Source organism: Lacticaseibacillus porcinae (genome assembly GCF_003946305.1).
GTDB classification, from domain to species: domain Bacteria; phylum Bacillota; class Bacilli; order Lactobacillales; family Lactobacillaceae; genus Lacticaseibacillus; species Lacticaseibacillus porcinae.
The window spans coordinates 129,466-143,375 of sequence record NZ_RHNS01000007.1 but is presented as its reverse complement, the minus strand read 5'-3'; the positions used below and the strand labels follow the sequence as shown (position 1 = coordinate 143,375).

Annotated in this window: 16 protein-coding genes and 1 tRNA gene; 10 read left to right on the top strand and 7 right to left on the bottom strand. The window is 47.9% G+C overall.

Annotated features, from left to right (window positions below; translation table 11 throughout):
- Positions 1–177: 177 nt before the first annotated feature.
- Together EKM92_RS07655 and EKM92_RS07650 are read left to right on the top strand one after the other, a co-directional pair.
- Positions 178–1,815 carry a putative polysaccharide biosynthesis protein gene (locus EKM92_RS07655; protein WP_125709490.1) on the top strand — a complete coding sequence of 546 codons (1,638 nt, stop codon included), beginning with the start codon at positions 178–180 and terminating at the stop codon, positions 1,813–1,815.
- Between the two features lie 3 nt (positions 1,816–1,818).
- On the top strand, positions 1,819–2,511 hold the full coding sequence (locus EKM92_RS07650; RefSeq protein ID WP_125709488.1) for a pseudouridine synthase: 693 nt from the start codon (positions 1,819–1,821) through the stop codon (positions 2,509–2,511).
- Between the two features lie 83 nt (positions 2,512–2,594).
- Here EKM92_RS07650 and EKM92_RS07645 read toward each other — a convergent pair.
- Positions 2,595–2,678 (bottom strand) — tRNA-Leu (locus EKM92_RS07645).
- 104 nt (positions 2,679–2,782) lie between these two features.
- On the opposite strand from EKM92_RS07645, the gene EKM92_RS07640 reads away from it, so the two are divergent.
- The 4 genes from EKM92_RS07640 (at position 2,783) to EKM92_RS07625 (ending at position 6,617) form a co-directional block, all read left to right on the top strand.
- Complete coding sequence (locus EKM92_RS07640) at positions 2,783–3,607, top strand: NAD(P)H-hydrate dehydratase (protein WP_125709486.1); 825 nt, start codon at positions 2,783–2,785, stop codon at positions 3,605–3,607.
- A 210-nt stretch (positions 3,608–3,817) separates the two neighbouring features.
- Positions 3,818–4,084: an ACT domain-containing protein gene (locus EKM92_RS07635; protein ID WP_125709484.1), complete on the top strand. Its 267-nt coding sequence runs from the start codon at positions 3,818–3,820 to the stop codon at positions 4,082–4,084.
- A 9-nt stretch (positions 4,085–4,093) separates the two neighbouring features.
- Complete coding sequence (locus EKM92_RS07630; protein WP_125709482.1) at positions 4,094–5,437, top strand: PFL family protein; 1,344 nt, start codon at positions 4,094–4,096, stop codon at positions 5,435–5,437.
- A 130-nt stretch (positions 5,438–5,567) separates the two neighbouring features.
- Entirely contained in the window at positions 5,568–6,617 is a 1,050-nt protein-coding gene (locus EKM92_RS07625) for a competence protein CoiA (protein WP_125709480.1), read from the top strand.
- A gap of 39 nt (positions 6,618–6,656) precedes the next feature.
- On the opposite strand, the gene EKM92_RS07620 is transcribed toward EKM92_RS07625, so the two are convergent.
- Positions 6,657–7,253: a DsbA family protein gene (locus EKM92_RS07620; RefSeq protein ID WP_164509932.1), complete on the bottom strand. Its 597-nt coding sequence runs from the start codon at positions 7,251–7,253 to the stop codon at positions 6,657–6,659.
- Positions 7,254–7,315: 62 nt separating this feature from the next.
- On the bottom strand, positions 7,316–7,879 hold the full coding sequence (locus EKM92_RS07615) for a CYTH domain-containing protein (protein ID WP_164509931.1): 564 nt from the start codon (positions 7,877–7,879) through the stop codon (positions 7,316–7,318).
- Between the two features lie 92 nt (positions 7,880–7,971).
- On the opposite strand from EKM92_RS07615, the gene yjbM reads away from it, so the two are divergent.
- The 3 genes from yjbM to EKM92_RS07600 are packed head-to-tail and all read left to right on the top strand — an operon-like array spanning position 7,972 to position 10,341.
- Positions 7,972–8,631 (top strand): GTP diphosphokinase, encoded by a 660-nt coding sequence (yjbM, locus tag EKM92_RS07610; protein ID WP_054714939.1) that lies wholly within the window; start codon positions 7,972–7,974, stop codon positions 8,629–8,631.
- A 1-nt stretch (position 8,632) separates the two neighbouring features.
- A complete protein-coding gene (locus tag EKM92_RS07605; protein ID WP_225420745.1) occupies positions 8,633–9,430 on the top strand; it encodes an NAD kinase in 798 nt (265 codons plus the stop codon).
- Positions 9,427–10,341 carry an RluA family pseudouridine synthase gene (locus EKM92_RS07600; RefSeq protein ID WP_225420744.1) on the top strand — a complete coding sequence of 305 codons (915 nt, stop codon included), beginning with the start codon at positions 9,427–9,429 and terminating at the stop codon, positions 10,339–10,341. Before EKM92_RS07605 ends, EKM92_RS07600 begins: the two co-directional genes overlap by 4 nt.
- A gap of 20 nt (positions 10,342–10,361) precedes the next feature.
- On the opposite strand, the gene EKM92_RS07595 is transcribed toward EKM92_RS07600, so the two are convergent.
- From EKM92_RS07595 to EKM92_RS07585, 3 genes are all read right to left on the bottom strand, one after another.
- Entirely contained in the window at positions 10,362–10,997 is a 636-nt protein-coding gene (locus EKM92_RS07595; RefSeq protein WP_125709472.1) for a copper homeostasis protein CutC, read from the bottom strand.
- A gap of 10 nt (positions 10,998–11,007) precedes the next feature.
- Positions 11,008–11,832 carry an undecaprenyl-diphosphate phosphatase gene (locus tag EKM92_RS07590; RefSeq protein ID WP_125709470.1) on the bottom strand — a complete coding sequence of 275 codons (825 nt, stop codon included), beginning with the start codon at positions 11,830–11,832 and terminating at the stop codon, positions 11,008–11,010.
- A 228-nt stretch (positions 11,833–12,060) separates the two neighbouring features.
- Entirely contained in the window at positions 12,061–13,089 is a 1,029-nt protein-coding gene (locus EKM92_RS07585) for a lactonase family protein (protein WP_125709468.1), read from the bottom strand.
- A gap of 109 nt (positions 13,090–13,198) precedes the next feature.
- Between EKM92_RS07585 and EKM92_RS07580 the strand changes: the two genes are divergently transcribed.
- Entirely contained in the window at positions 13,199–13,570 is a 372-nt protein-coding gene (locus tag EKM92_RS07580; protein WP_125709466.1) for a PTS glucitol/sorbitol transporter subunit IIA, read from the top strand.
- A 51-nt stretch (positions 13,571–13,621) separates the two neighbouring features.
- Here the strand turns inward: EKM92_RS07580 and rpsN are convergent, their stop codons facing one another.
- Positions 13,622–13,891 carry a 30S ribosomal protein S14 gene (gene rpsN, locus EKM92_RS07575; protein WP_125709464.1) on the bottom strand — a complete coding sequence of 90 codons (270 nt, stop codon included), beginning with the start codon at positions 13,889–13,891 and terminating at the stop codon, positions 13,622–13,624.
- Positions 13,892–13,910: the final 19 nt, after the last annotated feature.

Genomic DNA, 13,910 nt, shown 5'->3' with positions numbered 1-13,910 from the left:
AGCGCCTTGAGACGCTGCCGGTAACGGGGGCTTATAGCCCCAGAGCAAGCCACCCGTTTAACGGGTGGTTTTTGACTCGTGGAAAATCAATGACGTTTGTCGTTCTGTCGTTGAATCACCTGCAAATATCAATTAAACTGTAAAGGATAGTGCATTGATAGGAGCGGCGTAGCATAAATGGAAAAACAAACATCGGCACAACGTCCCAAGCGTTCTGCCCAAGAACAAATGCTACGCGGTTCAGCATGGATGACTGCAGGGAGCATTTTCTCGCGGATCTTAGGGGCAATTTATATTGTGCCTTGGCGCATTTGGATGGGCGCGGCCTTTTTAACGGCGAATGCGTTATTCACCAAAGGCTACCAGATCTATAGTGTGTTTTTGATTATTGGAACGGCGGGGATCCCTAGTGCGATCTCTAAACAAGTGGCGCATTACAACGCCATGAATGAATATAAAACTGGCCTCAGGCTATTTTTTAATGGCTTGTTGTTAATGACTGGGATGGGGTTGTTGTCTTGCGGCGCGCTGTGGTTTCTGGCGCCGATCTTAGCAGTCCATGATCCAGCGTTGACACAGATCTTCCGCTCGCTAGCTTGGCCTTTGCTGTTGATCCCAGTACTTTCGATCATGCGCGGGTTCTTTCAAGGTTATAACGAAATGGCGCCGAGTGCCATTAGTCAGTTCATTGAACAAGTCGCGCGGATCATTTACATGTTGTTGATGACGTTTATCATCATGCGTTTAGGGAGCCGCAATTATGTCGATGCAGTGTCGCAATCGACTTTTGCCGCGTTTGTTGGCGCGGTGTTTGGGTTAGGGCTGTTGGCAGTGTACTTCTTGTTTCAACGCCAACGGTTTGTGGAACTAGCGGAAACCAGTGATGATAATTTAAATATTTCGATTCCAGAAATTTTATTAGATATCGTCAAACAAGCGGTGCCATTTATTATTTTGGATTCGGCGATCAACTTGTACTACATTGTCGATCAATATACCTTTAATCCGATGATGCACTTGCGTTACGCGGTTTCAGAACACCGCTTAGACGAGATCTATGCATTGTTTGCTGGAAATGCCAACAAGTTGATCATGATCGTGGTCTCGTTAGCGGTTGCCATGGCAGTGACTGCCTTGCCACTGTTAGCGGCTGCGGCAACGCGTGGTGATAAACATGAAGTGGCGGCGCAGATCACCAATACGTTGCAGTTGTTTTATTTGGTGATGATCCCAGCGGCTGTGGGGATGGCGGCAATTGCCAAGCCTTTGTATGTATTGTTTTACGGGTATGATGAACTTGGGATCCACATGTTAGAGTTGTCGAGTTTCTTGGCGATTTTGCTAGGGTTGTTCACGGTGCTCGCCACACTTTTGCAAGGGATGTTCCGCAATCGCTTAGCCATTGTGGAAATGGTGATCGGCTTTGCGGTAAAGCTCGTGTTGCAGTGGTTGATGATCTACGCATTTAACGTGTATGGTCCCACCATGAGTTCAATGGCTGGGATGATCGTCACCAGTTGGTTGATGTTACATACGCTGCGGGTGGATTATCACTACAAAGCCCGCCAAACCATGCATCGTTTGGTGGGGATCTGCGGTTTTTCCGCGTTGATGTTTATCGTGGTGCGTGGCAGTGCGATGCTGATCGGCATGTTGTTAGGGACCCAGCGTGCGATCCCGGCGATGATCACGATTTTAGTGGCGGTGCCACTTGGCGTTTTAGTATATGGCTATGCAATTTTGAAAACGCGGTTGGCGGATATGATCGTTGGTACCCGCGTCTCTGGCCTGCGCCGTCGGTTGCATATGAGGTAGAATGTGAGACTGGATAAATATTTAGCGCATTTGCAAGTTGGTAGTCGCGCTGAAGTGAAACAATTGATCAAGAAAAAAGCGGTCAGCGTTGACGGCGAAGTGGTGCGCGATCCTGGTTTTGCAGTTGCTGAACAATCGCAAGTCACAGTATCTGGGACGGTGGTTGCCGGCAATTTGGCGGTCACTTATCTCATGAATAAGCCTGCTGGTGTGATCACTGCAACAGAAGATCCACAAGCGCGAACAGTAGTAGATTTGATCGACGCCAAAGATCGCCGTCCTGGCTTATTTCCTGTGGGGCGACTAGATAAAGATACCACTGGGTTGTTATTGTTGACGACTGATGGGGCGTTAGGCCATGCTTTGTTATCCCCGAAGCGACACGTCGATAAAACCTACTTGGCGACTTTAAATGGGGCACTCACGGCTGATATGGTCACACAATTGGAACAAGGCATTGTGTTTAAAGACTTCACGTCAGCCCCTGCGCAAGTGACCGTTGTGGGCGAGCGCAGTGCTGAAATCACGATTCATGAAGGTAAGTTTCATCAAGTCAAACGGATGTTTCACGCAGTCGGTATCGAAGTCGTGAGTCTTAAACGGTTATCAATGGGAGCCTTGCGGTTGCCTGAGGCGCTACCACTGGGAAGCTACCGCGCTTTAACTGAAGCAGAAATGACATTATTACAAGAATAATCAAAACGGACTAGTGAAAACTGGTCCGTTTTTAATATCTGAGGACAAAAAAAGAGCTCAACTTCTCAGTTGAACTCAAGTAGTGCCGCAAACAGGAGTCGAACCTGCACAAGGAAAACCTTACAGCGACCTGAACACTGCGCGTCTGCCAATTCCGCCATTGCGGCATAAGTTGTTAACTTAACAACGAAAACTAGTATATCAAGCTTTAGGGAGTGTGTCCAGCCCCAAGCCTAAAAACTTGTTGTACAATATGCTTGAGGTGATAGCGATGCAAACTCTTTCAGAAGCCTTAGTCCGTCAAGTCGTGCAACCGCGGCCTAAGCATAGTTACAAAGGTAATTTTGGTCGGGTGACCATTATCGGTGGCAATGCGCAATTTGGTGGCGCTGCGATCATGGCGGCAAGTGCGGCAGTGTATGCAGGGGCTGGTTTAGTCAGTGTGGTGACAGATGCCGTGAATCGCTCGGCGTTACATGCGCGGTTACCTGAAGCGATGATCTTAGAAAATACGTCACCAAAGCTTGAATCTTTAGTGACGTCACAAGATGTGTTGGTGATCGGACCAGGTTTAGGTGATGATGAAGCCGCGTTGCAGTTGTTAAAGCGGGTTTTTACAGCGGTTCAACCGGAACAAACGCTGATCATTGATGGGTCTGCGATCACTTTGATCGCCCGTGTTCACCTTGCAGTGCCAACCGCACACTTGATTTGGACGCCGCATCAAATGGAGTGGCAGCGTTTGTCAGGGGTTCGCATCGCTGATCAAAGTCCACAAACCAATGCGCAAGCTGCCGCTAACATTCCTGGCGTGGTGATCGTGAAATCTGAAGCAACCGAAATTTTTGGTGAACAAGAGCAGTATTTAAATCCTGTTGGAACACCGGCAATGGCAACCGGTGGCTCTGGCGACACGTTAACTGGGATTATTGCCGCGTTTGTCGGGCAATTCGAGTATTCAGATAGAACGATCGGTGCTGCGGTTTATACCCACAGCGCAGTTGCCGATGTTGTGGCCCAAACGCATTATGTGGCTTTACCAACTCAAGTGATCGATCGCCTACCACAATATATGGCAGTAATGGCGCAGAAATAATCCACAATATCCACAAGATGTTGTGGATATCTTTTTATTCACTCATTAGACCAATCGCGAACGCCATATTTTTTTACCGGTGATCAAGCTGAGAAATTGAATTTTAGTCATCAAATTAGAAAATATCCGAACAATATTAGATTAATACCGGAAAATGATGGCACTTATGGTAAACTGAAAATATCAATCAAAAAGGCAGGAATTCAACCTATGCAAGTCATCGTTACTGTAATTGGAACAGATAAAGTCGGCATCATTGCCAAAGTGACCACCAAGCTCGCTGCGTTAAATGTGAACATTTTAGACGTGTCCCAAACAATCATGCAAGGTGCGTTTACCATGATGTTATTAGCGAAATTACCAGCAGACGGTGATTTTGGTGCGATCAAGGCGGACTTACAAGACCTTGGCGCTGACATCGGTGTTGACGTGAAAATCGCCCGTCAAGAAATTTTTGACGCGATGCACAAACTCTAGGAGGAACACATGGAAAGCAACCAGATCAAAGAAACGATCCAAATGATCGCCGAAGAAAATCTCGATATTCGCACTGTGACCATGGGGATCTCGTTGTTAGATTGTATCACCGGCGATACCACGACCACTGCCCAACGCGTTTACGATAAAATCGTTGCGAAAGCCAAAAACTTAGTGCCAGTTGCCAATGCGATCTCCAGTGAATTTGGGATCCCGATCGTCAACAAACGTATCTCAGTGACGCCTGTTGCGATGCTGGCTGGCGCTGACGCCAAACCTGACTTTTTGCCGATCGCCAAAGCCATGGATGACGCTGCTAAAGCAGTTGAAGTCGATTTGATCGGGGGCTTTTCTGCAACGGTGCAAAACGGATGCACCCCAGCAGACTTGGCGTTGATCGATCAGATCCCAGCAGCGCTGGCGGCAACCGATCGCGTTTGTTCTAGTGTCAATATCGGCGCCTCCCGTTCAGGCTTGAACATGGATGCGGTGAAGTTAATGGGTGAATGCGTGAAACGCATCGCTGACATTGATCCCAAGCTGGCAATGAAGTTAGTGGTATTTTGTAATGCTGTGGAAGACAATCCATTTATGGCAGGGGCCTTTTGGGGTGTGTCTGAAGGTGATGTTGCCATTAACACTGGGGTTTCAGGCCCTGGTGTGGTGCAACGCGCGATTGCGGATCAACCAGACGCCGACTTTGAAGTGATTTGTGAAACCATTAAGAAAACGGCGTTTAAAGTGTCTCGCATGGGACAATTTGTCGGCAAAGTCGCCGCTGATCGCTTAGGCGTCCCGTTTAACATTGTCGACTTGTCATTAGCGCCAACGCCTGCCCAAGGCGATTCAGTGGCAGAAATTCTTGAAACCATGGGCTTGAGTCATGTCGGCACCCCTGGTACCACTGCGGCCTTAGCTTTATTGAATGATGCCGTAAAAAAAGGTGGCGTCATGGCCGCAGAACGCGTCGGCGGTTTGTCTGGTGCCTTCATTCCCGTTTCTGAAGATGCCAACATGATCAAAGCCGCAGAAGCGGGTCATATCACCTTAGAAAAACTCGAAGCGATGACTGCAGTTTGCTCAGTGGGCTTAGATATGATCGCAGTTCCTGGTGATACGCCGGCGACAACGATTTCTGGGATGATCGCTGATGAAGCAGCCATCGGGATGATCAACAACAAAACCACTGCAGTCCGGGTGATTCCGGTTCCTGGTAAAAAAGTCGGCGATGCGATCGAATTTGGTGGGTTGTTTGGCTCTGCTCCGATCATGGCAGTAAACACTGGGGATGCTTCAGTGTTTATCAACCGTGGCGGTCACATTCCCGCACCGATCCACAGTTTCAAAAATTAATTTAAAAGCGATTCGTCTAGCCTCGATCATTAATTTGATCGAGGCTTTTTTCGTTTGCTCAGTATGTTGCGATGTTTCAAAAGATGAAACGGCCTTGTTTTGCGTAATCTATTAATGAGGGGGTGTTAAGATGTTTGTGGCGATGACAACAGATGAAAAACGCATTACCTTAGTCGATCATCAACAAGCCGAACAATTACGCGGCGGGACGTATTTATGCCCGGCTTGTCGCGAACCGGTGCGGATTAAAAACGGTCAAGTGATGCCGGCGCATTTCGCGCATATCGGTCCGGCGTGTGATGTGGACAGTGAAGGGGAAAGTACCATTCATTTACAAGGCAAGCAGTGGTTGATGCAGTTAGGCGAACAACTCGGATATGCGGTAACGCTGGAAGTGTATTACCCAGAAATCCGCCAACGCGCTGATGTGGTGTGGCAAAAGGCTGATCGCACGTTGATTCTAGAATTTCAATGCAGCCCATTAAAACCTCAGCGTTTAAAAGAACGCACCAAAGGGTATGCAAGTATAGGTTTGGAAGTGATTTGGATCCTCGGCCCGCATTATTACAGTCAGCGACCAGGGAACATGCAAGCAAAGTTTTTGCGTTGGGACGAAACCCATGGGTATCATTTGTGGTATAGCGATGGTTCGAGCTTTCTCGAATTGTGGCAAGCACGGATGGGATATTTTGAGGTGCAACGCTTCAGTCACGGTCCGATGCACATGCGTCAAGTTCGCGTCGCCCAATCACACCAAAAAATCGTCAGGTTGATTGACAATGCACTCCATTATCGTGAACGGCAGGTCATGGCCTTACAACAAATGGCATACGCCCAAGGTAAACACATGAGCGGATTACCTTGGCTAGTGCATGAGCATTTGACTGCGTTGATCGGGTTGAGAACTTTAGAATGGCAGCTGCGCGCGAAATGGTTATTGACCTTTCAAGGTGGTGATATTTCCCGGGAAATGAATCAGAATTTTTGGCATGAGCAGGTGACTTCAGCGCTGACCCCGCTGGTTGATAATCGCGCAATAGTGACCACAGTGGCAACGGTGTGGTTAGAACTTTTGATGCAAAATGGGTATTTGCAGCGCACTGACCAAGGATGGCAGTGGTTAAAGTCATTGGAATGGTACGTTGATAGTGTGCATAAACTGGCGGCAAGCCGTCCGTGAACAAAAGGCCACGACAATTGTCGTGGCCTTTCCTCATGATCAAAGGACATGGATCATGCCGGTTGGTGTCGGTTCAGCGAGTTTTTCGCAAACCGCTTTGAGACGTTGGTAATTGCGGGTATTTCCCAAGCGCACACCAGCGTTTTGGTTCGTGGTGTCAAACACCACCACGTCAGGGGCTTGGGTGACCCCCATTTCCTGAGCGAGGCGTTGATCAGCATCGATGCAAGGACTCATTGTGAGTTGTTGGCGGTCATCGACAAAAGCGGCAACATTTAATCCGTAACCGGCAACTAACGCCATGGCAAAGGCACGATAATAAGTGAAATTGCCATCGGTGAACATTTCTTGTTCCCCTTGTAACAGTTGACGGGCTTTTTGATTGCCTTGCAGTTGCGCGGCTTTAAAATCTAACGTGACTTGATAAGCAGAGTCAGTGACTTGATTGCGCAAGATTAGATCTTTGGGGTCGCGATCAGCGGCAACTAAGATATCGGTGATCACTTGAAAATTTAACAACATGGCGACATGTAAGTCGACTTTTTGACGTGATTCCTGTTTGAGACGAGACACAGCAGCTTCAGCTTGGCGACATTGACGACCAAGCGGGTTCACGAACAGAAAGATTTCTAACACGTGGGGCCCTCCAAATTTATTCGATAACCTAACTCTACCAGATAATTTGTAGAACACAATTTTTAGTCTTGTGACTTTTTCACATTCTCGATGGCGCGTTGGATCTTGTTTGATGGTGGGAGCAAGGTGATCGCAAACTGCGTCGCTAGTCCGTGCCAATAGGCTTGAGCAGCTGCAACATCAGTGTATTCCATTTCTAATTCCCAATCTGATCGTCCGTTAGCGTAAGTGGTGTGGTCCAGTGTTAATAAGCCTGCCGGTTGTGAGGCGAGGTAGCGCGTGGTGGTGGCTTCGCCGATCAACAACAAATCAGAAAAAGCGATCGCATACGAATGCAATTGCGCTTCGACAGTGCCACCGGCGACGAGATTCCCACCAGTGATCGCATCGGTATATTCGATCAGTTTGCGTTGAGGCCCGGCAGGCACTTTCAACGTTTGCTCAGCGTGATCGGCGAATTGCCGGGTCCGTAAACCAAAATGCAAGGCTTTAAGTTGCGCGTCAGCCGTATCAAAATAGCGATTGGTTTGGGTGAATGGTGGTTGAAAGTTGATTTGGGTCAGCAATTTTTCAGCGGTAGCGCTTGAGATCAGCGTTTTGAATTCTTGTTCGATTTGTTTTGACAATTTTGTGGTCCTTTCGGTGAACTGATCAACTAATATTGTCTCCATTATATGGTAAACTAAGACTGTTACAATATGGATGTGGAGGCATGGCGATGCAACGTGATTGGGATAGCTTTTTAATGCCGTATTATCAAGCGGTAGACGAACTGAAAATTAAATTCCGTGGAATGCGGAAACAATTTCAACAAGCCAATGAACACACGCCGATCGAATTTGTGACCGGCCGCGTCAAACCTATCGACTCCATTATCGAAAAACAGTCGCGCCGCTATATTTCTGACCAATTGTTGGAACAAGATATGCAAGATATCGCCGGGCTGCGGATCATGTGCCAGTTTGTGGAAGATATTTATCAAGTGGTGGATCTCCTGCACAAGCGCACCGATATGAAAATCGTTGAAGAACGCGATTATGTCACCAATGTGAAACCTTCTGGCTATCGCTCTTATCATGTGGTGATCGAATATCCTGTGCAGCTGGTGCATGGAGAGAAGAAGTTGCTTGCTGAAGTGCAGATTCGCACCATGGCGATGAACTTCTGGGCCACGATCGAACATTCATTAAATTATAAATACCAAGGGGAATTTCCTGACGACTTGAAAGCCCGGTTAAAACGCGCGGCGGAAGCCAGTTTTATGTTAGATGAAGAAATGTCTGAGATCAGAGAAGAAATTCAAGAAGCTCAGCAGCTGTTTTCTTATGGCAAAGGCCAAAATGTCCCCATGCCAAAAGCAGACAAAAAGGATGACTAGTATGCGTATCGCCATCATCAAAAATTCGAATAGTCAATCAAAAACCGCGGCCCAAAAGCTTGAAGACAAGCTCACAGCCGCGGGTTTTGAAATGGATCTGGTGACACCAGACGTCGTGATCACTGTTGGTGGGGATGGGACGCTGTTAGGGGCGTTTCACCGCTATGCCCAACAACTTGATCACGTGCGCTTTATTGGGGTGCATACTGGGCATTTAGGCTTTTATACCGACTGGCGGGATTTTGAAATTGACCAGCTGGTGCAAGCCTTGCTGAATGACTCTGGGCAAAGTGTGTCTTATCCGTTGTTGGATGTGTTAGCCGACTACGAAGATGGGACCACATCACATTATTTGGCGTTGAATGAAGCCACGTTGAAGCGGTTGTCTGGGACCATGCGTTGTGATGTGTATATCAAAGAAGATTTCTTTGAAAGTTTTCGCGGTGACGGGTTATGTGTGGCGACGCCAACAGGCTCCACGGCATACTCCAAATCTAACGGTGGTGCGGTGATCCATCCGCGCCTTGATGCCATGCAAGTCACTGAAATTGCCTCGATCAACAACCGCGTCTTTCGCACATTAGCGGCACCAATGATCTTAGCTCCTGATGAATGGGTGATTTTGCGGCCAGAACCATTCCAAGATTATTTAATGAGCATCGATCAATTCTCAATTACGCCGCAATTGGTCACCTCGATCCGCTTTAAAATTGCGAGCGAACGGATCCACTTTGCCCGGTATCGTCACATGCACTTCTGGGATCGCGTGGAAGATGCGTTTATCGGCGCGAAACAGTGAAATTAACTTGGACTTATCAAGACGTTGCGCCGATCAAGTTGTATACGTTTTTGCGACAAATCGGCATGGCGCGAATGCAGATCAAAAAAGCGAAATTCCATGGCGGCGAGTTCTTTGTCAACGCGGAATCAGTGCATACCAATTACGTCGTCCATCAAGGCGATGAGGTAGACATGGTGCTGGCGCCAGACAAAGTTTCTGATCAAGTGATCCCTTATCCTGCACCACTGGACATTGTCTATGAAGATCGCGATTATTTGGTGGTGAACAAACCTGCTGGCATCGCATCGATCCCCGATGTTGCCAAAAGCCCAGATACCATGGCCAATCGCGTGAAAGCATATTTGATCGCTACCCATGCTGAAAGTACAGCAATTCATGTGGTGACGCGCTTAGATCGCGATACTAGCGGGTTGATGTTGTTTGCTAAACACAGCTTGGCGCATAGCGTGATCGATTCGCTATTGCACACAGACAACATGCAAAAACATTACCTTGCGTTAGTCAGCGGCCACAAGGCGTTACCGCCTCATGGGTGGTTGGTGTTGCGGTTAGGGCGCACCACTGACTTTTACATGCATCGCGGGGTAGTGGCTGACGGAAAAGTGTCGGTGACAGAATATCGAACCCTTGCTGACACTGATGAAGCCAAGCTTGTGCGCGTGCGGTTGCACACGGGACGGACCCATCAGATCCGGGCACATTTTGCTGCGATCGGACATCCATTGTATGGGGATGACTTGTATGGCGGACCGGCAGTGCCTGAACTTGATCACCAAGCGCTGCACTGTGCGCAACTTGACTTCTGGCAACCGCTGACGCAACAAATGATCCACTTACAAGCACCATTGCCTGATGACATGCAGCAATTAGCAACGCGATTGCAATTAAAAACAGCAAATCTCATTTGAGATTTGCTGTTTTTGGATGGTTAGAATTTCAAGATCTTGGTGCCATGCGCTTCAGTGACGCCGAGTTCGCGAGTGATCTGCTCGACGTTATCAGCCGTGACGCCGCCACCTGGTAAAATCGTCAATTTGTCAGCAGCTTGTTTGACCAAAGCTTTGAGGTGAGGCAAGGTTTCGGTGATCGATTGCGACAATGGCCCGCCATGGGTTAAGATCCGCGCGACGTCGTGATCCGCCAACCAGTCGATGGCTTCTTGTTGACGGTCTTCTGGAATTTCATCAAAGGCCATATGCATGACCACATCCATGCCGTTGGCAGCAGCGATCAAGTTCTCCATTGCATCTTCGTCTAACCAACCGTCTTCAGTCAACGCACCAAACGTGACGGCATCAACGCCTTGGGCTTGGGCTTCGAAAATATCGGCTTCCATGATTTTAAGTTCTAAGTCGTTATACACGAAGTTGCCACCGCGCGGGCGGATCATCGCAACGACTGAAGCGTCGTGTTCATGAATGTAGCGCGTACTTTCAGCTAAAACGCCTTTAGAAACGGTGGTGCCACCAACCGCTAAGTTGTCGTTGAGTTCGATGCGGCGAGCGCCAGCAGCTAAGGCTTTGGGTAGATCGGTGAAGTTTTCAACACAGACTTCTTTTAACATGTGGGACCTCCTATGCTAAGAACAATACCAGTAATACCACGATCCCCAAGGCGATGCGGTACCACCCGAAAGGCTTGAAGTCGTGCGTTTGAACGAATTTCAGTAACCACTTGATCGAAATGAAGGCGACGATGAATGAAACAATCGTCCCAGTCAGTAAAATCGCCCATTGTTCGCCAGTGAAGGTGTTGCCGTTCATTAAGAACTTCCCAATTTTTAAAATCGACACACCGACCATGGTTGGGATCGCCAAGAAGAAGGAAAATTCAGTGGCGACATAGCGGCTAGCACCTAAGATGATCGCCCCTAAAATCGTAGCGCCGGAACGTGAAGTCCCTGGGACGATCGATAAGGCTTGGAACAACCCGATGAATAAGGCGGTTTGATAAGACAAGTTCGCTAAGTTCGCGATTTTTGGGGAACGGTTTTTGAAGATGTTTTCAATGACGATGAACAAGATTCCATACAAGATCAAAGTCGTCGCAACGACTTGTGGCGTGTGTAAATGTGCGTCCATCCAGTCGTTTAACGGCAAGCCAATGACGATCGATGGAATGCAGGCGATGATGACTTTGAACCACAACACCCAAGTGGCAGATTTTTCTGCGTGGGACTTGGATGGGGCAAAGGGATTGAGTTTATTGAAGTAAAGTAAGATCACGGCTAAAATCGCACCGAATTGGATCACGTATTCGAACATCGCCATGAAGTCAGCGTTTTGTTGGATCTTGACCACTTGGCTGACCAAATCGATATGGCCGGTAGAGCTGACGGGAAGAAATTCCGTCAGCCCTTCGACGATCCCGATAATAATGGCTTTGAAAATGTCTAACATAAAGTCCTCCTGATTGAAAGCAGCCGTCACCGGACTGCTTGTAAATGAAAACCCAGCATTTTTAGTATACCGTGCTTGAAAAATATTGCCACTGATACACACACTTTTACAAAAATGCTACAAATTATTCGCGGGGGTGCGGGATTCTTGCGGTTGTGGAAATGTGTGAAAATTTTATGGCATGGAAAAAGGTTCTGAACACATTCGCTCAGAACCTTTCACATTAAATTATTCTGCTGGTAAGAAGTTGACGTTCACAGCTTCTGGTGCCGGGATGTCAGCTTGCAACCAAGTCAACTTACCAGTGGCTTCATCGCGGCGATAAAGCGTGGCGTTGTCAGTGTTTTGGTTGACGACTAAGAGATATTTTTGGGTGAGATCAAAGTTGAAGTCTCGTGGGAAAGACCCTTGAACTGGGATCTGTTGAATCAATTCCAAATGCAAACCACCATCTTTTAATGCGAAGACTGCCATGGAGTCATAGCCGCGGTTGGAAACATAAACGAATTTGCCATCAGCGGAGATGCGGATCGCCGCCGCACCGTTATGTTCCGTCCAAGTTGCTGGGATCGTGGCGCGAGTGTCGCCGATAGTGAAGGCGCCATTGTCATAGTGCAATACGGAGATCTGACTGGAAAGTTCACCGACTAAGTAAGCCAAGTGATCATTCAAAAAGGCGATATGACGAGGACCATAGCCAACTGGCAAATGCAAGATCGTGGCTTTGCCAAGTTTGCCTTCATCAGATACTGGATAAGTCGACAATGTGTCATTGCCAAGGTCAACTAACACTAACCGACCATCAGGTGCGAGTGCAGAGTAGTGAACGTGGCTAGCATCTTGTTCAGGACGGGGACCAGAGCCACCGTGAATGGCGCGATCGACTTCAACTAATGTGTGATCAGCTTGAATCTTGTACACCACGGCGCGGCCATCATGATAAAAGCTTGCAAACACCAATTGCCGCGCTTCATCAATCGAGACATGGGCAGGGGAGCCGCCTTTTGAAAAAGTGGTGCCAAGAACTTTAGCAGGCGTTTGGTTTAAATCAATGGTTGCTAAACCACCTTCACCGTCTCCGGCAGCACAAGCGTATGCGAAGTTGGCTTTGGAAATTGCGAGGTAAGTCGGATTTTTAATGCCGGTGACGAAAGGTTTAGGCGTGGAAATACTGCCATTAGCAGAATCGAAGCTCGCAGAGTAAATGCCGGCGCCAGTTTTTTTGGTGTAACCACCGAGGATCACGGTTTGTTTCATATTGAAGGCCTCCAGAAAATAATTGCTTCTATTATAACACACGCGTGAAACCGGATACGTTGTGCCGCAAACATGTTATGATAGTAGAAAAGGCTTGCAGGAGGCTCACATGACATCCACAATTTCAAAAGTAACCGCAATTGGTACCCACGCGCTTGATCCCGCCGATCCTTTGGTGATTTTATTTGGGGTAAGCGCGACGGCGGCATTGCGCGATGTGGCAGTGATCCAAGAATTTGCTGATGCAGATGCACAATTAGCACTGACTGTAGCGGTTGGTGATCAGGTGCAAATCGATGAATTGTCTTATGTGGTGCAACGCGTCGGTAAACTCGCCAATCAAAACTTACAAACCATCGGCCATGTGAGTTTGATTTTTGATCAAATTCCCGATCAACCGATGGAAAATGCGTTGTATTTAGAACCAAAAGTAAAACCTACGATTAAAGTGGGCAGTACGATCACTTATCTCACGAAATAAAAACAACCTCCGATCGTGTCGCCGCACGATCGGAGGTTGTTGATTTTTAAACTACCAAGATGCCTTTTTGACGCCTGGGATCTGGCCTTGATGGGCGAGATCGCGGAAATTCAACCGTGACATACCGAATTTGCGCATGTAAGCATGTGGGCGACCATCGAGTTGATCGCGGTTGTGCATGCGTACGGGACTTGCGTTACGCGGCAACGTCTGCAATGCCGCATAGTTGCCAGTGGCTTTGTACTCCGCCCGCACTGCGGCGTACTTATCAACCGTGGCAGCAATTTTCTTTGCTTTAGCAATCTTTGATTTCTTCGCCATAAAATTCCTCACTTTGAAT